This is a genomic window from Leifsonia xyli subsp. xyli str. CTCB07 (assembly GCF_000007665.1).
Lineage (GTDB): Bacteria > Actinomycetota > Actinomycetes > Actinomycetales > Microbacteriaceae > Leifsonia > Leifsonia xyli_C.
Map to the genome: position 1 here is coordinate 135,546 of NC_006087.1, position 20,459 is coordinate 156,004.

Genomic DNA, 20,459 nt, shown 5'->3' on the forward strand with positions numbered 1-20,459 from the left:
ACCTCATCGCTGTGTCTTCAAGACGCTGAGATGAGAACCGAATCCTCTGGACCTTTTTTGGTCGGCCATAACTGGGCCGGCGGAAAAGGTACCGCCCGTACTTTGAGAACTACACAGTGGACGCGAGCATCTTAGATTCGGACCTTCGGGTTCGGATCACAAAAGATGATCATAGTACTTTCGAGTACTGATTAGATCATTGGTCAATCTGCTCACTTCGGTGAGCCGATCGATTCAAACTCATGTGATTTCAAGTTTCTAAGAGCAAACGGTGGATGCCTTGGCATCTGGAGCCGAAGAAGGACGTAGTAATCTGCGATAAGCCTCGGGGAGTTGATAAACGGACTTTGATCCGAGGATTTCCGAATGGGGAAACCCCGCTGGGCCCTTTGGGTGACCCAGTGACTCCCGCCTGAATATATAGGGCGGGTAGAGGGAACGTGGGGAAGTGAAACATCTCAGTACCCACAGGAAGAGAAAGCAAAAGCGATTCCGTTAGTAGTGGCGAGCGAAACCGGAAGAGGCTAAACCGATCATGTGTGATAGCCGGCAGGCGTTGCATGGTCGGGGTTGCGGGACTTTTCTGCTGCTTCTGCCGAACAGCAAGCGTTACAGAGGATCATAGGTGAATGGCATTGAAAGGCCAGTCATAGAGGGTGCCAACCCCGTAACCGAAATGGTCCAATGGTGCGAAGAGTATCCCAAGTAGCACGGGGCCCGAGAAATCTCGTGTGAATCTGTCAGGACCACCTGATAAGCCTAAATACTCCCAGATGACCGATAGCGGACAAGTACCGTGAGGGAAAGGTGAAAAGTACCCCGGGAGGGGAGTGAAATAGTACCTGAAACCGTTTGCTTACAAACCGTTGGAGCCTCCTTGTAGGGGTGACAGCGTGCCTTTTGAAGAATGAGCCTGCGAGTTAGTGATATGTGGCGAGGTTAACCCGTGAGGGGTAGCCGTAGCGAAAGCGAGTCTGAATAGGGCGATTCAGTCGCATGTCCTAGACCCGAAGCGAAGTGATCTATCCATGGCCAGGTTGAAGCGACGGTAAGACGTCGTGGAGGACCGAACCCACTTAGGTTGAAAACTGAGGGGATGAGCTGTGGATAGGGGTGAAAGGCCAATCAAACTTCGTGATAGCTGGTTCTCTCCGAAATGCATTTAGGTGCAGCGTTGCGTGTTTCTTGCCGGAGGTAGAGCTACTGGATGGCCGATGGGCCCCAAAAGGTTACTGACGTCAGCCAAACTCCGAATGCCGGTAAGTGAGAGCGCAGCAGTGAGACGGTGGGGGATAAGCTTCATCGTCGAGAGGGAAACAACCCAGACCACCAACTAAGGTCCCTAAGCGCGTGCTAAGTGGGAAAGGATGTGGAGTTGCACAGACAACCAGGAGGTTGGCTTAGAAGCAGCCACCCTTGAAAGAGTGCGTAACAGCTCACTGGTCAAGTGATTCCGCGCCGACAATGTAACGGGGCTCAAGCACGCCACCGAAGTTGTGGCATTAACATTATTGGTAGGCTTTCGTGGTCCAGCCGTGTTGATGGGTAGGAGAGCGTCGTGTGGCGAGTGAAGCGGCGGTGTGAACCAGCCGTGGACGCCACACGAGTGAGAATGCAGGCATGAGTAGCGAAAGACGGGTGAGAAACCCGTCCTCCGAAAGACCAAGGGTTCCAGGGCCAGGCTAATCCGCCCTGGGTAAGTCGGGACCTAAGGCGAGGCCGACAGGCGTAGTCGATGGACAACGGGTTGATATTCCCGTACCGGCGAAGAACCGTCCAAGCTAATCCAGTGGTGCTAAGAGTCCTAATCCTGGACACCGATCCCTTCGGGGTGACGGTCCAGGTCTAACGCTCGACCCCATGCTGGTGCGGCTAGCGTATTAACAGGTGTGACGCAGGAAGGTAGCTGTACCGGGCGATGGTTGTCCCGGGGTAAGGATGTAGGGCGAGAGATAGGCAAATCCGTCTCTCACATAGCCTGAGATCTTATGCATAGCCGTCAAGGCGAATTCAGTGATCCTATGCTGCCAAGAAAAGCATCGACGCGAGGTTCCAGCCGCCCGTACCCCAAACCGACTCAGGTGGTCAGGTAGAGAATACTAAGGAGATCGAGAGAATCGTGGTTAAGGAACTCGGCAAAATGCCCCCGTAACTTCGGGAGAAGGGGGGCCTGAGGCGTGAAGGGATTTACTCCTGGAGCGTTTGAAGGCCGCAGAGACCAGTGGGAAGCGACTGTTTACTAAAAACACAGGTCCGTGCCAAGTCGCAAGACGATGTATACGGACTGACGCCTGCCCGGTGCTGGAAGGTTAAGAGGAAGGGTTAGCTTCGGCGAAGCTCAGAATTTAAGCCCCAGTAAACGGCGGTGGTAACTATAACCATCCTAAGGTAGCGAAATTCCTTGTCGGGTAAGTTCCGACCTGCACGAATGGCGTAACGACTTCCCAGCTGTCTCAACCACGAACTCGGCGAAATTGCACTACGAGTAAAGATGCTCGTTACGCGCAGCAGGACGGAAAGACCCCGTGACCTTTACTATAGTTTGGTATTGGTGTTCGGTGTGGCTTGTGTAGGATAGGTGGGAGACTTTGAAGCGGGCACGCCAGTGTTCGTGGAGTCATTTTTGAAATACCACTCTGGTCATTCTGGATATCTAACTTAGAACCGTAATCCGGTTCAGGGACAGTGCCTGATGGGTAGTTTAACTGGGGCGGTTGCCTCCCAAAAAGTAACGGAGGCGCCCAAAGGTTCCCTCAACCTGGTTGGCAATCAGGTGTCGAGTGTAAGTGCACAAGGGAGCTTGACTGTGAGACTGACAAGTCGAGCAGGGACGAAAGTCGGGACTAGTGATCCGGCAGTGGCTTGTGGAAGCGCTGTCGCTCAACGGATAAAAGGTACCTCGGGGATAACAGGCTGATCTTGCCCAAGAGTCCATATCGACGGCATGGTTTGGCACCTCGATGTCGGCTCGTCGCATCCTGGGGCTGGAGTAGGTCCCAAGGGTTGGGCTGTTCGCCCATTAAAGCGGTACGCGAGCTGGGTTTAGAACGTCGTGAGACAGTTCGGTCCCTATCCGCTGCGCGCGCAGGAAATTTGAGAGGATCTGACCCTAGTACGAGAGGACCGGGTTGGACGAACCTCTGGTGTGCCAGTTGTTCCGCCAGGAGCACCGCTGGTTAGCTACGTTCGGGATGGATAACCGCTGAAAGCATCTAAGCGGGAAGCCGGCCTCAAGATGAGATTTCCACGCCTTCGGGCGAGAGGCTCCCAGCTAGACTACTGGGTTGATAGGCCGGATGTGGAAGTGGGGACTAAAGACCCATGGAGCTGACCGGTACTAATAAGCCGATAACTTGATAATCACCACTCTCATAGGAGTGTGTAAGGCAGCTATGAGGGGCCTGAGATTGCACGCGTCCACTATGTGGTTCTCGATGTACGGTCGAGAACTGATTCAAGCGAAGCTTGATCGTTCACTTTGATACATCAATAGTGTTTCGGCGGCCATAGCGAGAGGGAAACGCCCGGTCACATTCCGAACCCGGAAGCTAAGACTCTCTGCGCCGATGGTACTGCAGGGGGGACCCTGTGGGAGAGTAGGACACCGCCGGACTTCTTTGTGAAATGGCCGCCCAGTGATGGGCGGCCATTTCGCGTTATTCTCGCGGGCAGTCGCTCGTGAAGCACGAACGTAAGCCGGGGACCGATCCTCGGCATCGACAGGAGAAGTCGTGAGCGACACCCCGGCAGACGACGGTAAGACCCCACGGGCGCGGCGCAACAGCGGTAGAAGCGCCGGCCACGGTGACGCGCGTCCCGGCGACGCTGGCGGGAAGAACACCGGCTGGATTCGTGGTGGCGATGCGGCGGGCGGTGGTGGTGACCGGGCGGGAACACCTCGGACAGGCTCTGGCGAGGGGAAGCCGCCTTTCCGTGCGAAGCGTTCGGCCGATGGCCGGCAGCCTTCCCGGGGTGAGCGTCCGTATGCGGTTTCCCCGTATCGCGGTGATCGTTCGGGTGACAGGAAGCCGTATCGGCGTGAGCCTTCCGAGGGCGGGGCTCCCCCGTATCGCGGTGAGCGTTCCGGGCAGGGGAAGCCGTCCTTCCGGGGCGAACGCTCCGGTGGCGGAAAGACTTCTTACCGCGATGACCGTGCTGGAAGACCGTCTCCTCGCGGTGAGCGTTCGCGCGGGGAGAAGCCGGAGAAGCCGGAGAAGCCGGCATATCGGGGTGAGCGCGCCGGTGAAGGCAAGCCGCCGTATCGCTGTGGCCGTGCTGGTGCGGGCGATTCTGCGGGCGAGCGCGCCGGTCGTTTCGGTAACGGCAACGACCGCGGAAGCGACGGTCGTCCCGACCGGAACGGTCAGCGGCCGAAACGCAACGATCGTCGCAGCGGTTACGGCGATCGCGATGCACCGTCCTCACGTGGCTGGCGTTCTTCCGGCGGCGGTCGCCTCCACGCATCCCGTGCGACTCAGGGGCGTCGCGACGATGAGCGCCTGTGGACGAAGGGGGGCCGTCCCGCTCGTGGCGATTGGTCCGCCCAGGACACCGCGCTCACACCGGAGCAGGATAGGGCGCGCGAGTTGCGCTCCGTCCGGCCACGGCACGATGACCCCGACTTGCCGCACGACATCGAGGCACGCGACCTCGATAAGGCGGCTCGCGTCGAACTCAAGACATTGAGCAAAGACAACGCGGAGTGGGTGGCACGGCACCTCGTGATGGTTTCGCGGGTCATTGAGGAAGACCCGGTGCTCGCGCACCGTCATGCGCTCTCGGCGTCACGGCGGGCCGGGCGTATCGGCGTCGTGCGTGAGACGCTCGCGATCACGGCCTACGCGACCGGTGACTTCGCGCTGGCCCTTCGCGAACTGAGGACCTACCGGCGGATCACGGGCTCCAACGACCAGCTGCCTCTGATGGTCGACAGCGAGCGAGGCGTCGGGCGCCCTGACCGCGCGCTCGAACTCGGGCGTTCTGTGGACCGTGCGACGCTCCCCAGCGATGTGCAGGTCTCCCTCGCCATTGCAATGTCGGGCGCGCGCCTGGACCGGGCGCAGCCGGAAGCGGCGCTCGCTGAGCTTGAGATCCCACAGCTGGACCCGGACCGCGCGTTCAGCTGGAGCCCGGATCTGTTTCACGCTTATGCGGAAGTGCTGGAGGAGCTCGGGCGTGCCGAGCAGGCGGCATCCTGGCGTGGGCACGCGGAGCGGGCGGCAGCGGCACTGGCGGAAGCTTATGCGGGCGGCGAGCGTGAGACTATCGCTGTGGTCGAGGAGGAGTACCGGATCGAGGGTCTGGACGCGATCCATGACGAGGGCGCGGGCGACGGAGCCGATGAGGGCGAGGCTGAGGCGGGAGTGCAGGAGGGTGAGCCGGGCGATGGCGTTGCTCCGGAGGAATGAGAACGGTGTTTCGCCCCTGGACGGCCGCGATCTGATCCTGGCGGATCTGGACGGTGTCGTCTATAAGGGACCGGATGCGATCCCGCATGCGGTCGAGAGCCTGAATCGCGCAGCGGAAACCACACGAGTCGGTTACATTACGAACAACGCTTCCCGGACAGCGGTGTCGGTCGCCGGGCATCTGACCGAACTCGGTCTTCGGGTCGAGCCCACGGATGTCGTGACGTCGCCGCAGGCTGCTGTGCGGCTCCTGAGCCAGCAGGTGCCGCCCGGGGCGACCGTCCTCGTCGTCGGCGGCGACGGACTGGTGGACGAGGTCCGCAAAGGCGGTTTCGGGGTCACCCGCTCCGCCGAGGACGACCCGGCGGCGGTGATCCAGGGTTTCGCACCCGATGTGGGGTGGACGCAGCTCGCCGAGGCGGCGTTCGCGCTCCAAGGCCGAACCGATGCCGAGCGGCCTTGGATCGCCACGAACATCGACTGGACCATCCCGGTGGCTCGCGGGGTCGCGCCCGGAAACGGCACTCTCGTCTCGGCTGTGCATACGGCGGCTGGGCGCCTGCCGATGGTGGCGGGCAAACCGGAGGTGGCTATCTTCGCGGAGGCGGTGGCGCGCTTCGCTGCGGCGAGACCGCTTTTCATCGGCGACCGCCTCGACACCGATGTGCTCGGTGCGAACCGGGCCGGAATTGACTCCGTGCTGGTGCTGACGGGGATCGACCGGGCCAAGCAGCTGATCGCGGCCGACGCGGACTCGCGGCCGGCCTACATCCTCGACGATTTGCGCGGACTCGCACAGCCGTATCCGGTCGCGAAGGTGGCCCGGAACGGTGCGGTGAGCGTGGGCGACGCGACGGTGACGATCGACGGCAACGATGTCCGCATCCTGACATCGGGCAGCGACGAGCTGAACCTGCTGCGTGCGGCGTGTGTGGCGATCTGGAACTCCGGGCGTGCCATCTACGGGCTCGACGTGCCCGAACGGCTGTACATCTGAGCGGTCAGCGCTCGAGCGTACGCTCGAGCTGCCCGTAGCAGCGGCGGACACGGTTCCGCCACCATTCCCGGCGCTCGGCGGGAGCGGCCAGTTCTGCGAGCCGGTCCGGGGCGATCGCCGGGCGCACGACGGGGATGCTGCCGCCGACCGGGAGCAGGGGATCGACGGCGACATCCCGCTCGAACATCGCGACCGTGCCGAGTCCGCAATCGAACTCGAGCTCCGGAACGGCAGCGGCGAGGTGAGCGCCCATCGCGACGCCGACTGAGGTGTCGATCGCGCTGGAGACGACGACCGGGAGACCGGCGGCCTCGACGATCCGCAGAGCGGAATGGATGCCGCCCAGCGGCTGTGCCTTGATGACCAGCAGATCGGCCGCTCCCGCACGGGCGACGGCGAGCGGGTCGCCGGCCCTGCGGACGCTTTCGTCGGCGGCGATCGGGATTCCCATGTACGCGGTGCGCCGGCGGATTTCGGCCAGTTCTTCCACGGACGGACAGGGCTGCTCGACGTATTCGAGGTCGAACGGGGCGAGCGCATGGATGGCGTGCTCGGCCTCATCCACGTTCCACAGGGCGTTAGCGTCGATGCGGAGGCGGCCTTCGGGGCCGAGGCGCTCGCGCACGGCGCGGACGCGTGCGATGTCGTCGGCGAGGGTCTGGCCGGGCTCGGCGACTTTGACCTTCGCCGTGCGCGAGCCCGGGTAGCGCGACAGCACCCTGGGCACCTCTCCGGCCGCGACAGCCGGCACCGTGGCGTTGACGGGGATGCGCTCGCGCAATCCCGGTGGTGTGGCGCGCCAGCCGAAGTCGATCGCGGCGTGCAGCCAGGCGGCTGACTCGGCATCGTCGTACTCGGTGAACGGCGAGAACTCCGTCCAGCCCTGAGGGCCGTCGAAAAGCACCGCCTCGCGGGCGGCGATGCCACGGAACCTGCTGGTCATCGGAAGGCGGACGACGTGAGAAGTCGCTAACAGGTCGGACAGCCCGGGCATCATTCCACAAGTTTCCCACGACTCCCTTATGCCGGAACGGGCCACCGTAGGCTGTCTTCATGGCAGCGGCAGTATCAGAGACCTTCGACCCACGAGAGTGGGACGATGTCCCCGGTTTCGGGGGGCTCACCGACATCACCTACCACCACGACGTGAGCGGGCGTGTGGCGCGGGTGGCGTTCGACCGTCCCGAGGTCCGCAATGCGTTCCGGCCTCACACAGTGGACGAACTTCATGCTGCCCTTGACGATGCGCGCACGAACCCGCGGATCGGGGTGGTGCTCCTCACCGGCAATGGCCCGAGCCCGAAGGACGGCGGATGGGCGTTCTGCTCGGGAGGTGACCAGCGCATCCGCGGGCGGGACGGCTACAAGTACGCGGGCGGCGAGACCTCGGCGGGCATCGACGCGGAGCGGAGCGGACGTCTGCACATCCTGGATGTGCAGCGGCTCATCCGCTTCATGCCCAAGGTGGTCATCGCCGTCGTGCCCGGGTGGGCGGCCGGTGGGGGGCACTCGCTCCACGTCGTATGCGATTTGACGATCGCCAGCGAGGAACACGGGCGGTTCAAGCAGACAGATGCGGATGTCGGCTCGTTCGACGCCGGATACGGGAGCGCGTACTTCGCCCGCCAGGTAGGGCAGAAGTTCGGGCGCGAGGTCTTCTTCCTGGCACGCGAGTACTCGGCACGGCGCGCATACGAGATGGGGGCGGTCAACGCGGTGGTGCCCCATGCCGCGTTGGAGACCACTGCGCTTGATTGGGCGCGCGAGATCCTGACGAAGTCGCCAACAGCGATCAAGATGCTGAAGTTCGCCTTCAACGCGGTGGACGACGGGATGGTCGGGCAGCAGGTGTTCGCCGGAGAGGCGACGCGGCTCGCTTACGGGACCGATGAGGCTGTCGAGGGGCGCGACGCTTTTCTCGAGAAGCGGGAACCCGACTGGTCGCCGTTCCCCTGGCAGTACTGAGGTTACGGAACGATGAGACCGCTCAGGGCGCTGGACGCCGGCCGGCCGGCCGATGTGTTCGTCGCACTGCGGGCCGCGTTGAGCGAAGGGGGGCCAGCGGTCCTGCCTCGTGACGGCGGGGCTGAGGGGGGAAGACGTTCCGGCGATCGGGCGCCCGTCGAGGGGACGGTCGCACAGAGCGTCGCTCTGGTGATCGAGACGTCGGGGTCGACCGGGCCACCGAAGCGGGTGGCGTTGTCGGCGGATGCGCTCCTTGCGAGTGCGGCGGCTTCAGCCGGGGCGATGGGAGGCCAGGGACAGTGGCTGCTGGCGCTGCCGGCGCGCTACGTCGCGGGCGTTCAGGTTCTCGTGCGGTCGCTGGCGGCGCAGACCGAGCCGGTCTATGCCGAGGAAGGGCGCTTCGAGGCGGAACGATTCGCGCGGGCGGCGGGCAGGCTCGACCATGATCTCCGCTACACATCGCTGGTTCCGGTGCAGCTCGCCCGGCTGATGGACGCCATCGAGGGCGGCTCCCGAACGGTCGCGGAGGCGGTTCGCCGATTCGACGGGATTCTGATCGGGGGGCAGTCGCTCGATCCACTGCTGCGGCAGCGGGCGGTGACGGCGGGTGCGCGCATCCTGAGCACCTACGGGTCCAGCGAGACTGCGGGAGGGTGCGTCTACGATGGTGCGCCGATCGGGACGACGGTGGTGCGCGAGGTCGCCGGGATGCTCGAGATCAGCGGGCCGTCGCTGGCCGAGGGGTATCTGGGGGAGGCGGAGCGGACGGCGGCGGCGTTCCATGAGCAGGAGGGGGTGCGCTGGTACCGCACGGGGGATCTGGGAAGCGTGGTCGATGGACGGGTGCGGGTGCGCGGGCGCGCGGACAACGTGATCGTCTCGGGTGGGGAGAAGGTGCTGCTCGACGCGGTCGAACGGGTGGTCCGGGAGAGGCCGGGGTATGAGGCGGCCGTTGTGGTCGGTGCGGCGGACGCGGAGTGGGGGCAGGCGCCGGTGGTCGTGGTCGGAGGGGGGAAGCGGGAACGCGGTGTGGTCATCGGGGGAGGGGCTGGCGGCAGTGGTCGTGGACCTGCGGTGGAGGATATGGAGGGTGGAGAAGAACTGACTGCGCTGCGGGCGAGCGTGGTGCGGAGGCTCGGCCGGGCCGCCGCTCCGTCGCGGATCGTCCGGGTGGGGGAGCTGCCCCGATTGGGCAGCGGCAAGCCGGATCGGCCCGAAATCGGGAGGATCGCCGCGGGAAGCGGCTACCCGGGAACGGAGGCATAGCCGATCTTGTTACGATTCGCTCTGTGATGAGTCAGAACAAGCCTCGAATGCAGCGGATGGCGCCTCCCCCGGCGCGCGGACCACGCGGTGGCAAGAGCGGACGCCCGGGAGCCGCGGCCGCAGCGGTGCGGCCGGCGACGGGCCGGGACTGGATCGCCGGGGCGCGGTTGCGGACGCTCCCGCTGGCGATCGCTCCCGTCCTCATCGGTGTGGGGGCGGCGAAGGTCGCAGAAGGGCCAGGGGTCTGGCATCCCGTGCGGTCGCTGCTGTGTCTCGTGGTCGCTGTCCTGCTCCAGATCGGCGTGAACTACGCAAACGACTACTCCGACGGCATCCGCGGCACAGACCAGTTCCGGGTGGGGCCGGGGCGGCTCACCGGGTCGGGGAAGGCAGCACCACGCAGAGTTCTGACGGTCGCCCTGGTCTCCTTCGGGCTCGCGGCGATCGCGGGACTGGCGCTCATCGTCCTCACGCAGCACTGGTGGGTCCTGCTCGTGGGAGCGGCCGCCATCGCCGCGGCCTGGTTCTACACCGGGGGAAAGCGGCCGTATGGCTATTACGGGCTCGGAGAGGTGTTCGTCTTCCTCTTCTTCGGGCTGGTCGCGGCCGCCGGGACGACGTACATGCTGGCGGGGGTCATCAACCAGGAATCGTGGTTCGGGGCGGTCCTCGCGGGGCTCATCGCGTGCGCGGTGCTGATGGCGAACAACATCCGGGACATCGAACCGGATCGCCTCGCGAAGAAGCGGACGCTGGCCGTGCTGCTCGGCGATGTCGCGTCGCGGATCGTGTTCTGCGTGCTCGTTCTGGCGGCGTTCGCGATCCTTGGCATGCTCGCGCTGCTCTATCCGATCGCGTGGTTCGGGATGTTCGCGCTGCTCGCGGCGCTGCCGACGTGCGTCATCGCTCTGTTCGCCAGGACCGCGCGGGAGCTGGTGACCGCTCTTCAGCTCACGAGCCTGACAGGGCTGCTGGTTGCGATCGCACTGGGACTCGCCTACGCGCTCTGACCGCGCGGGGTGGCTCTGACCACGTGGGCCGGCTTTGAGCTCCCGGGGAGACGGGGCCGTCCCGCCGCCGGTCAGGCGGGTGCGCCGGGCTTCTGCTCCTGGTCGGTGGCGCGGATCGGACCCAGCGCGTCCTGTGCCGCGTCCACCGCGGCGTCCTCGACGTCGTCATCCGGGGAGGCGCCGGGCTTCTCGCGGTGGCGGGCTGCGTACAAATCGGTGGAGACCGCGTTGCGGGGGCTGCTCAGGAAGATGTAGGAGAGGCAGAGTCCGATGAGCGCTGCGGCGATCGCGGAGGCCCACCAGATGATGCCGAGCAGAAGCAGGATGACGAGAGGGACGGCGAACACCAGGAGCCGGAGCGCGCTGTAGGTCAGCCAAGAGGGAATCCGCTTCACTCTCCCAGCTTAGGCACCGACTCTGAGAGTTACGATTGACTCATGGTTCGCCTCTGGATAGTCCTCGGCGTCGCAGCCGCGGTTTTCTACATCTATTCCCTGGTGGACTGCGCCTTCTTCGACCGGTCGCGGGTGCGCGCCCTCCCTAAATCTGTCTGGTTGCTTGTGACCGTCGTCTTCCCTCTCATCGGCGGCCTCCTGTGGTTCGTCGTCGGCCGGCGGCGGCTGTCGCAGGCTCCGGGGCGCCGGGTGGTCGCGCCGGACGACGATCCCGAGTTCCTCGGGAAGCTGCGGTTCGACCGCGACCAGGAAGAGCGCATCCGGCGGCTCGAGAAGGAATTCGCCGACCTGGATGACAAGAACAAGCCCGACGACCAGACCGGTTACCGGGGTGCCTGACGCGCGGGCGGCGGACGAGCCCGCGCAGCGCCTCCCCCGAACCGGGAACCCGGCGACGGACTACGCTCTCGCACTGCTGGCACACCTCATCGGAGCCGGCGTGCGCGACATCGTGGTCAGCCCCGGCTCGCGCTCGCAGGCCCTCGCGCTCGCCGCGGCCGAACTCGAGCGGGCGGGCGCCGTGAGGCTGCACGTCCGTCTCGACGAGCGGGTGGGCGGATTCCTCGCGCTCGGGATCGGACGCGAGACCGGCGCGCCCGCCGCTGTCGTGACGACGAGCGGGACGGCGACGGCCAACCTCCACCCGGCCGTTCTCGAAGCGCACGAGTCCGGGGTGCCGCTCATCGTGATCACCGCGGACCGGCCGCCGGAGCTTCGCGGCATCCGATCGAGCCAGACGACCCACCAGGACGGGTTGTACGGCGTCGCCGTGCGGCTCGCGAAGGATGTGCCCGCTCCGAGCGGCGAAGAAGAGGATGTCGCGACGGCGGCACGGCTGGCGGTCGAATCCGTGCGCGCGGCCGTCGGCGCGGAGACAGCTGACCCGGGACCGGTTCACCTGAACCTCGCCTTCCGAGAGCCGCTCTCCGTCGCAGTGCCGCCGCTGCCTGTGGTGGAACGGGGGGCGCTTCCGGCGCTCGCAGGAGCGCAGAAGCTCGGCCGTGAGACGGTCGTGCCCGGCATCGGCCCGTCCACTGTCGTGATCGCCGGGGCGGACGCCGGTCCGGAAGCCGAGGAGTACGCGCGCTCGGCGGGGTTCCCGCTGCTGGCGGAAGTGAGCAGTGGGTCCCGTTTCGGGCCGAACCTCGTGGTCGCGTACCGGGAGCTGCTGCGGGAACCGGAGTTCGGGGGGCGGGTGCGCCGTGCCGTGGTGTTCGGGCATCCTACGCTCAGCCGCGAAGTGCCCGCCCTGCTGCTACGCGACGATGTGGAGACGGTCGTGGTCGCGCCGCGCGGACGGCAGGCTTACAACCCGGGGCGGCGCGCGGTCATCGTCGGTGCGGTGCGGCCGGCTGTGGAGGCGGACCCGCGCTCGCCGGAGGCGCGGGCCTGGGTGGGACTCTGGGTGTCCGCCAGCCGCCGGCTGGTCGAGGCCGCGGAGCGGGTGGCGTCCCCGGACGCGACGGCGCCGGACCTGGCGAAGGCGCGGTCCCTCGACCCTTCCGACGCGCTGGCGTTCGCGCGAATGGAGCTCGCCGCTGTCCGCGCACCGATCACCCGGCCGTTGCTCGCTGAGGCGCTGTGGCGTCACACCTGGCCGCACGATCGGCTGGTGCTCGGCGCGTCCCGTTTGATCCGGGATGCCGACCGCATCGTTCCGGGGAAGAGACTGCGCGTGCATTCCAATCGCGGTCTGGCGGGGATCGACGGCACGATCGCGACGGCCATCGGCGTCGCTCTCGCGAGCCAGGCGGTCGCTGTCGAGACGGGCACGCTGCCCGGGATCACGCGAGTCCTGCTGGGCGATCTGGCGCTGCTCCACGACGCGGGGGCCCTCCTCGGCGGCTCCGGAGAAGCCTGGCCGAACGTGCAGGTGATCGTCGGGAACGATGGCGGGGGGACGATATTCGACGGGCTCGAGGTCGCGACGATCGCTTCGCCGGCCGCATTCGACCGCGTCCTGTACACGCCGCAGAGGGGGGACATCGCGGCGCTCTCCACCGCGTACGGGTGGGCGCATCGGGTCGTGCGGACCAAGGGCGAACTCGATCAGGCCCTCTCGGCGCCGCCGGCGGGGGCCAGCGTCCTGGAGGTCCCGCTTGAGCGCTGACCTCCTCGTCCGATGTGCGCGTCGGACGCTGGCAGTGCCGGCCGGGGTCGGGGAGCCCTGGACATAAGAAGTGTGACAGAGCACCCCGGATGGCGGCGCAGGACCACCGCTGGAGCTAGCGTGTGGAGGGGTGTAACTGCAAGGGTAGGGTTTGCGGTTTCATGTGGGGACTTATGTGGGGAGTTAGCGAGGATGGTGGGGAGCGATGCCGAAGAAGCGGTCGCCGGGTGAGGGCGGTCTCCACTATGACAGGGCGAAGGGCCTGTGGCGTGGAAGGTATGACGACGGCTTCCACCCTGATGGTCGCCGCCGGCAGCGTGAGGTGTCGGCGCGGACGCAAACTGTCGCGCGTGAGAGGCTGAAGCAGAAGCTTGCGGAGATCGCGGAGTACGGTACGACCTTGGGTCGCACGGTGACTGTTGCGGCATGGGCTGAGCATTATATCGAGACCGATTGTTGGATGAGGCTGAAGCCGAACTCACTCGCGACCACAGAGTCTCTGATGCGGAACTGGATCGTTCCCCTCCTCGGCCGCCGGCGCATCTCGGAGCTGAAACCCTCGGATGTTCGCCTGGTGCATAAGGCCGTCTTCGATGCTGGCCTCGCGACAGGCACCGCCCGCAAGGCACACGAGATTCTCAGCGGCATGCTCAGCGCCGCAAAGGCCGACGGGCTTGTGACACGCAACGTCGTGGACGACGTGAAGCCTCCGGAGGTCATCGCGAAGAACCCTCGCGGCAGCCTCAGCACCGAGCAGGCGCTCGCCGTGCTCGCCGCATCCGCGAACGTGGAGGGCACCCGCTGGTGGGTGGCGGTGCTCGACGGCATCCGTCAGTCCGAACGACTCGGAGCCCTGATCGAGGGCCTGGACCTTGATGCGGGGACTCTGCGCGTGGACTGGCAGCTTGAGGAGCTGCGCTCCGAGCACGGATGCGAGCCGCTCGCCGAGGGACAGTGGTCGTGCCTGACCAAGCGCGGCTCGTCATTCCCCCAACGCCGGTTCAAGGTGAAATCGTCCCTGGAGTACATCCACCTGTTGAGCCTGGCAAGGCGCAGACGAGCGCGCGGTGTGAGAGCAGCGTTAACGTGGGACACGAAGGCCTCCTGGATCGTGAAGCGGTTGAACTGAACAGCTCCACTTCACAACCGGAGGCCCTCGCCCCTCAACTCCTCACGACCGTATCGCCGAAACAACCCCCCTGGACATCACACCTAGGGCGTCTGGCCGGTTGCCGGTTCGCCCGCCAGCGCTCGCTCTCCTCCGGTTCCGACCGGTGACGGAAACGGAGGAGATTCGCAAGGGTATCGGTGGGAACTCCTGCGTCAGGCTCGTTGCTGTCGCGCTCTCCCCGGGTGCGGAAGAATGGGTCCATGCTCGAACCCGCCTCCACTGAATCCGATGTCAGAACAGCCGCGGACTCAGCGGACACGGTGCCGCTCTGGCATCCCGGCGCACCCGACACGGTCGTGTGCGCCGACAACGTGAGCGTTGTGACCGCTCTGCCGGACGGCGCCTTCCGGCTCATCTACCTCGACCCGCCGTTCAACACCGGACGTCCGCAGGCGCGGCAGCAGACCACGTCCGTGCGCTCCGAGGGAGGCAGCGTGATCGGGTTCAAAGGCCGCAGCTATGAGCGGATCAAGGGCGATTTGCTCAGCTTCGACGACCGCTTCGACGACTACTGGCAGTTTCTGGAGCCGCGCCTGATCGAAGCGTGGCGGCTCCTGGCCGACGACGGCACGCTGTACCTCCACCTCGACTACCGCGAGGCCCACTACGCGAAGGTGCTCCTGGACGCGCTGTTCGGCCGCGAATGCTTCCTGAACGAGATCGTCTGGGCCTACGACTACGGGGCGAAGGCCAAGAACCGCTGGCCCGCCAAGCACGACACCATCCTCGTCTACGTGAAAAACCCGCGCGGCTACTTCTTCGACTCCGCAGCTGTCGACCGGGAGCCGTACATGGCGCCCGGGCTGGTCACGCCGGAGAAGGCTGAGCTCGGCAAGCTGCCGACCGATGTCTGGTGGCACACGATCGTGTCGCCGACCGGGCGGGAGAAGACTGGGTACCCGACGCAGAAGCCGGAGGGCATCCTGCGCCGCATCGTGCAGGCCTCCAGCCGCGAGGGCGACTGGGTGCTCGACTTCTTCGCCGGCAGCGGAACGACGGGCGCGGTCGCGGCCGGGCTGGGCCGGCGCTTCTTGCTGGTCGACAGCAGTCCGGACGCTTTGGCGGTGATGCGTGAGCGATTCGCCGCCGCAGTGAGCCCGGTGCGGTTCGTCGGCTGATCGCGGACGGTGTCCTGGCGATTCACGGTCCGCCTGTGGGAGGGTGGGTGACTATGCGAACTAAGCTTCGCGTCCTGCCTTTCCTCGTGGGCGCACTCGGATGCGCGGTCGCATTCGCCGGCGTCTATCTCCTGTTCGTCCGCAGCTACATCGGCCAGGTGATCGATGAGAGCGCCTTCACCGGGGCGGATGTCTGGAAGGGCGATCTGATCGAATTCGCCTCCACCTTTCTGGAGGTCCTGCCGGTCGTGGCCGTCGTCATCGGGGTTGTGACCGCGATCGCCATCGTGGCCGTCCGACGCAACGGCACGGTTTTCGCCGTGGCTGTCGGCGCCGCGCTGGCGGCCAATGTGTGTACGCAGGTGCTGAAGTACGCCATCCTGTCCCGTCTGGAGAAGGGTGTGGACATCGGCCTCGCCAACTCCCTGCCCTCCGGTCACACCTCCGTCGCCGGTTCGGCCGCGCTGGTGGTGTTCCTCGTCACCGCCCCAGCATACCGGCCCCTCGCGGCCGTTATCGGTTCGGTCTTCACGATCGTCGCCGGTGCTTCGACACTGGTCGAGCAGTGGCACCGGCCGAGCGATGTGGTGGCCGCGATGCTGGTGATCGCCTTCTGGGGGTGCGTCGCCGGGGTCGTCCTCGCGGTGCTACGGCTTCCTCCGGCCGACCCGCCCGTACGCTCGAAGCTGTTGCCGCTGCTCTCGATCGCCGTGGTCTGTGCGGTCGCCGCGGTCATTGCGCTGGCCGCGACCTACTTCTCGGCGCAGGCGGGCTCGGAGCACCTGTTCATCGCCTACGCCGGTAGCGTCGCTGCGATCGTGACGACGGGATTCCTCATCGCCGTCGTCGGGAACCGGCTCTATCGCGCGCTGGCCTGATCTGCTGGCGGGGCAGCGCCCCCGGGCGGCCCCGAACACGGGCGATGAGCACGACTGCGGAGTCCGCTCGGTGACAGACTGGGGTTCGCAGCCCTCCCGGCCGGGCGGGGCGCTCACCGGAACGGAGGTCCGAGTGCCCGTCATCGTCCTCATCGGTTTCGCCGCTGTCGTTCTCTGGTCTCTCGTCGCGCGCCGCTTCGAGCGCACCGGCATCGCCGGCCCGGCCGCGCTCGCCGCGCTCGGGGCGATCGTCGTCCTCGTCGATGTGCCCGCGTTCACGGCGGCCATCGACAGCGACATCGCCGAGCGCGTCGTGGAGCTGATCCTGGCGGTTCTGCTCTTCGTGGACGCCTGCGAGGTGCGTGGCGGTCTCTTCGGCGGCAAAGGCCGCTCTCTCGTGCGGCTGGTGCTCATCGCGCTGCCGCTCTCGCTCGCGCTGCTGGTGGTCGTCGGGGCGTGGCTGCTGCCCACGACCGGGATCTTCGTGCTTGTCGTCATCGCCTGCATCGTGATGCCCATCGACTTCGCTCCGGTGACGGCCCTCCTGCGCTCGCAGCTCATCCCGGCCCGCGTGCGCCGCATCCTCAACGTCGAGAGCGGCTACAACGACGGCCTGATCTCACCGGTGTTCGGGATGTCGCTGGCCGTCGCCGTCGCTCTGCCCGCCCTCATCCGCATCGTCGACACGGGGAACGAGGCCGGGGTGGACGGGAAGCACCTCGAGAAGGGCATCGCGGACTTCCTGCAGGCGTTCTTGGGAGCAGTCCCCGCCACGGTCTTCGCGATCGTCGTCGGCCTGGTCGTCGGCGGAGCGCTCGGGTTCCTCACCCACTGGACATCCCGCCGCGGCTGGGCGGACGCCACCGGTATCCGGTTCGTCACGCTGCTCGCACCGCTGCTCGCGTTCGGCGTCGCGACGCTGCCCGGCATCGGCGCCAACGGGTTCGTCGCGGCGTTCGTGGCTGGTGTCGTCTTCCGCGTGGCCCGGATGCGGAAGAGCGGGATGCGCTCGGTGCCGAACGAGGAACTGCTGCTGGTGGAGGAGGCGAGCACGGTCGCGGCCAACTTCGTCTGGTTCATCCTGGGCGGGATGATGACTGCTGTGACCGTGGCGGGGATCGACGGGCGGCTGGTGGTCATCGCGCTGCTGGCGCTCACGGTCTTCCGGGCGCTGCCGGTCTTCCTCGCGATGCTCGGCTCACCGCTCGGCTGGCGCGATCGCACTTTTCTCGGGCTGATCGGGCCGCGGGGCACCACGTCGATCGTGTTCGGCCTCCTCGCCTTCAACCAGCTGCCGGAGGGGGACGGAAAGAGCATCCTGAGCGTGACGGCGCTCACCGTGGTGGGCAGCATCCTGCTGCACGGTGTCGTGGCGCCGCTCGTTCTGCGGCGGCTCCCGGACGGCGGCCATCGTGAGCGCTCGGCGGGCTACTCGCCTGCCGTCTGTGGGCGCTGAGCGCGCACCGAGGCGGTGTCGGCACCGGGCTCGACCAGCGCACCGAACGTCTCCGCGGCGCGGTTCGCGAGGACGCCGGTATCCGCCTGCTCCTCCTGTTCGCGTTCGGTCGCGTTCTTCTCGGCTTGGGCGTCCGAGGCTTCCTGCAGCGCCGATTTGGCCCGCAAGGCGGGGTCCGGAAGAACAGCGACAGAGCGAAGGCGATCAGCACGACGATGAGCCCGACCCAGTAGACCGTGACCGCCGAGGCGTTGAAGCCTCGGAGGAACGGCTTCGAGAGCCGCGGGTCGGCCTTGGTGAGGAAGGAGGTGTCGTCGATCTCCGAGGTGTTCGCGCTGCTCGCAGAGGATTTCTTGAGCTGTGCTTGGACCTCGGGCACAGCGCTCTCGACCACGGTTTTGCGCGCTTCGGCGTTCGAGAAATCGATCGGCGCGGCCGGGACCTTCTGCTCGGCGATGTCCAGCGGGACGCCCTGCGCGACGAGCTGCTTCACGCCCGCTGCGCGCGCCCCTGCCTGGGCGTTCTTCTCAAGCGGTTCCACGATCCGGTTGTAGATCTTGTCCATGATTCCCTTGTTCGCCGGGGCGTTCGCCACCGAGGGGTCGAGGGTGGCGTCGAGGGCGTTAGACAGGGTCGACGTGGTGGCGAGTGAGTTTTGCAGGTTCGTCGGGAAAACCGTGAACAGCAGGGAGAGCAGCACCGCAGTTCCCAGCGTTCCGCCGATCTGGCGGAAGAATGTGGAGGCGCTGGTCGCGACGCCGATGTCCTTCGGGCCGACCGAGTTCTGGCTGGCGATCGTGAGCGTTTGCATCAGCTGGCCGAGTCCAAGGCCGATGAGGAGCATTGCGCCCGCCATGAACCAGTACGAGCTGTCGTACTCGAGGAACGTCAGGTACAGGAAGCCGCCCGCGAGCATCGCCGTTCCGATGATCGGGAACTGCCGGTAGCGGCCGGTGCGGCTGATGATCTGGCCGGAGGCGATCGAGGAGATCATGAGGCCGAGGATCATCGCCAGCATCTGGAGGCCGGACTCGGTCGGGTTCGCGCCGAGCACGAGTTGCAGGTAGAGCGGGATGGTCAGCATCGCCCCGAACATCCCGAAGCCGACGAACACGCCCATGACGGTCGCCATCGAGAAGGTGGAGGAGCGGAACAGCGTCAGCGGGATGAGCGCATCGTCCTTCATTCCCAGCTCGATGAGGATGAACGCGAGGATGCCGATGGCGCCGATCGCGTAGAAGGCGATCGCACCAGCGCTGTCCCAGCCCCAGTTGCGGCCCTCTTCGGCCACCACCAGCAGCGGGACCAGGGCGACGATGACCGCGGCGGCGCCCCACCAGTCGATGCGCACCGATGCGGGTGCGTTCTTCGGCAGGTGCAGGAAGCGGATCACCATGAACAGCGCGAGGATGCCGATCGGCACATTGATGAGGAACACCCAGCGCCAGCCGGCGATCCGGAGGATCTGGTCGGCGCCGGCGAAGAGGCTGCCGACCAGGGGGCCGATCAGCGAGGAGACGCCGAAGACGGCGAGGAAGTAGCCCTGGTATTTGGCGCGGTTCGCGCGGGGCGAGCATATCGCCCATGATCGCGAGCGGCATCGACATCAGGCCGCCGGCGCCGAGGCCCTGGATCGCGCGGAATGCGGCCAGCTTGATCATCGAATTCGAGAAGGAGGCCGCGAACGACCCGAGGATGAAGACGACGATGGCGAAGATGAACAGCGGGCGACGGCCGAAGATGTCGGACAGCTTGCCGTAGATCGGGGTCGCGATCGTGGAGACGATGAGGTGAGCCGTGGTCACCCAGGCCTGCTGGCTGAGGCCGTGCAGGTCGTCATCCAGTCCAAGGCGGGCATCCGGGACGGTTTCTTCGATTTCTCGCGCGAGCACATTCTGACGACTGTCGACGAGTCGCTCGCGGCCCTGAACACCGACTACCTCGACATCCTGCTGCTGCACCGGCCCGACACGCTCGTCGAGCCGGAGGAGGTCGAGGCGGCGTTCGACCGGCTTGAGGAGTCGGGCAAGGTGCGGGCGTTCGGCGTCTCCAACCACACGCCCGGCCAGGTGGAACTGCTGAAGCGCTGGGTGCGGCAGCCGCTGTTGGTGAACCAGGTGCAGCTGAGCCTCACGCACGCGCCGATCATCGCGCAGGGCGTCGCCGCCAACATGGCCGGCCTCGACCAGTCCGCCGACCGCGACAACGGCATCCTCGACTACGCCCGGCTGAACGACATCACGCTGCAAGCGTGGTCGCCGTTCCAGAAGGGCTTCTTCGACGGTGTCTTCCTGGGCGACCGTGAGCACTACGCCGAGCTGAACGACGCACTGGACGACCTGGCCGCCCGGTACGGCGTCACCCCGATCGGTGTCGCCGTCGCGTCGCCTGGATCACCCGTAACCCCGCCCGGATGCAGGTCGTGCTCGGCACCACCGACGCCGGACGTGTCGCCGAGTCGGCGGCCGGCTCCGACCTGCCGCTGACCCGGGAAGAGTGGTATCGCCTGTTCCGGGCCGCCGGTCACACCCTCTTCTAGGTGTGATGTCCAGGGGGGTTGTTTCGGCGATACGGTCGTGAGGAGTTGAGGGGCGAGGGCCTCCGGTTGTGAAGTGGAGCTGTTCA

At 66.1% G+C, this 20,459-nt stretch carries 12 protein-coding genes, 2 rRNA genes and 3 pseudogenes; 14 read left to right on the plus strand and 3 right to left on the minus strand.

All coding sequences use genetic code 11. The features are described from left to right. The first annotated feature begins 248 nt into the window (after positions 1 to 248). The 4 genes from LXX_RS00685 to LXX_RS00700 all read left to right on the plus strand — a co-directional run bounded on the left by LXX_RS00685 (position 249) and on the right by LXX_RS00700 (position 6,405). Positions 249 to 3,361, plus strand: a 23S ribosomal RNA gene (locus tag LXX_RS00685). Between the two features lie 135 nt (positions 3,362 to 3,496). Next, positions 3,497 to 3,613 (plus strand): 5S ribosomal RNA (rrf, locus tag LXX_RS00690). Positions 3,614 to 4,622: 1,009 nt separating this feature from the next. After that, the gene (locus LXX_RS13945; protein ID WP_141692784.1) at positions 4,623 to 5,408 is read left to right on the plus strand and encodes a hypothetical protein; all 786 of its coding nucleotides are present in this window, start codon (positions 4,623 to 4,625) and stop codon (positions 5,406 to 5,408) included. Then, positions 5,386 to 6,405 (plus strand): HAD-IIA family hydrolase, encoded by a 1,020-nt coding sequence (locus LXX_RS00700; protein WP_041766881.1) that lies wholly within the window; start codon positions 5,386 to 5,388, stop codon positions 6,403 to 6,405. The genes LXX_RS13945 and LXX_RS00700 overlap by 23 nt, the downstream gene beginning before the upstream one ends. Positions 6,406 to 6,409: 4 nt before the next feature. On the opposite strand, the gene LXX_RS00705 is transcribed toward LXX_RS00700, so the two are convergent. Continuing rightward, positions 6,410 to 7,402, minus strand: coding sequence for an o-succinylbenzoate synthase (locus LXX_RS00705; RefSeq protein WP_011185222.1), 993 nt, complete (start codon positions 7,400 to 7,402; stop codon positions 6,410 to 6,412). A gap of 56 nt (positions 7,403 to 7,458) precedes the next feature. Here LXX_RS00705 and LXX_RS00710 point away from each other — a divergent pair, with 56 nt between their 5' ends. Genes LXX_RS00710 through LXX_RS00720 form a run of 3 tightly spaced genes read left to right on the plus strand, consistent with a single transcriptional unit; the run spans position 7,459 to position 10,646 of the window. After that, a complete protein-coding gene (locus LXX_RS00710; RefSeq protein ID WP_011185223.1) occupies positions 7,459 to 8,370 on the plus strand; it encodes a 1,4-dihydroxy-2-naphthoyl-CoA synthase in 912 nt (303 codons plus the stop codon). 12 nt (positions 8,371 to 8,382) lie between these two features. Continuing rightward, the gene (locus tag LXX_RS00715) at positions 8,383 to 9,636 is read left to right on the plus strand and encodes an AMP-binding protein (RefSeq protein ID WP_011185224.1); all 1,254 of its coding nucleotides are present in this window, start codon (positions 8,383 to 8,385) and stop codon (positions 9,634 to 9,636) included. 26 nt (positions 9,637 to 9,662) lie between these two features. Next, complete coding sequence (locus tag LXX_RS00720) at positions 9,663 to 10,646, plus strand: 1,4-dihydroxy-2-naphthoate polyprenyltransferase (RefSeq protein WP_041766882.1); 984 nt, start codon at positions 9,663 to 9,665, stop codon at positions 10,644 to 10,646. A 71-nt stretch (positions 10,647 to 10,717) separates the two neighbouring features. On the opposite strand, the gene LXX_RS00725 is transcribed toward LXX_RS00720, so the two are convergent. Further along, positions 10,718 to 11,041 (minus strand): DUF4229 domain-containing protein, encoded by a 324-nt coding sequence (locus tag LXX_RS00725; protein WP_011185226.1) that lies wholly within the window; start codon positions 11,039 to 11,041, stop codon positions 10,718 to 10,720. Positions 11,042 to 11,083: 42 nt separating this feature from the next. On the opposite strand from LXX_RS00725, the gene LXX_RS00730 reads away from it, so the two are divergent. The 6 genes and pseudogenes from LXX_RS00730 to LXX_RS00755 all read left to right on the plus strand — a co-directional run bounded on the left by LXX_RS00730 (position 11,084) and on the right by LXX_RS00755 (position 17,834). Next, a complete protein-coding gene (locus tag LXX_RS00730) occupies positions 11,084 to 11,440 on the plus strand; it encodes a PLD nuclease N-terminal domain-containing protein (protein ID WP_011185227.1) in 357 nt (118 codons plus the stop codon). After that, positions 11,433 to 13,211 carry a 2-succinyl-5-enolpyruvyl-6-hydroxy-3-cyclohexene-1-carboxylic-acid synthase gene (gene menD, locus LXX_RS00735; RefSeq protein WP_011185228.1) on the plus strand — a complete coding sequence of 593 codons (1,779 nt, stop codon included), beginning with the start codon at positions 11,433 to 11,435 and terminating at the stop codon, positions 13,209 to 13,211. The genes LXX_RS00730 and menD overlap by 8 nt, the downstream gene beginning before the upstream one ends. Positions 13,212 to 13,416: 205 nt before the next feature. After that, a pseudogene (locus LXX_RS16435) lies at positions 13,417 to 13,770 on the plus strand (integrase); the annotation flags it as partial. A gap of 812 nt (positions 13,771 to 14,582) precedes the next feature. Continuing rightward, positions 14,583 to 15,500: a DNA-methyltransferase gene (locus tag LXX_RS00745; RefSeq protein WP_081423033.1), complete on the plus strand. Its 918-nt coding sequence runs from the start codon at positions 14,583 to 14,585 to the stop codon at positions 15,498 to 15,500. 53 nt (positions 15,501 to 15,553) lie between these two features. After that, on the plus strand, positions 15,554 to 16,378 hold the full coding sequence (locus LXX_RS00750; protein WP_041766886.1) for a phosphatase PAP2 family protein: 825 nt from the start codon (positions 15,554 to 15,556) through the stop codon (positions 16,376 to 16,378). Between the two features lie 70 nt (positions 16,379 to 16,448). After that, entirely contained in the window at positions 16,449 to 17,834 is a 1,386-nt protein-coding gene (locus LXX_RS00755) for a cation:proton antiporter (protein WP_011185232.1), read from the plus strand. Here the strand turns inward: LXX_RS00755 and LXX_RS00760 are convergent. Further along, positions 17,807 to 19,678 (minus strand): annotated as a pseudogene (locus LXX_RS00760) (MDR family MFS transporter); the annotation flags it as partial. The gene LXX_RS00755 and the pseudogene LXX_RS00760 sit on opposite strands and share 28 nt — an antisense overlap. Here LXX_RS00760 and LXX_RS15040 point away from each other — a divergent pair. Continuing rightward, positions 19,655 to 20,373 (plus strand): annotated as a pseudogene (locus tag LXX_RS15040) (aldo/keto reductase family oxidoreductase); the annotation flags it as partial. The pseudogenes LXX_RS00760 and LXX_RS15040 sit on opposite strands and share 24 nt — an antisense overlap. Between the last annotated feature and the right edge of the window lie 86 nt (positions 20,374 to 20,459).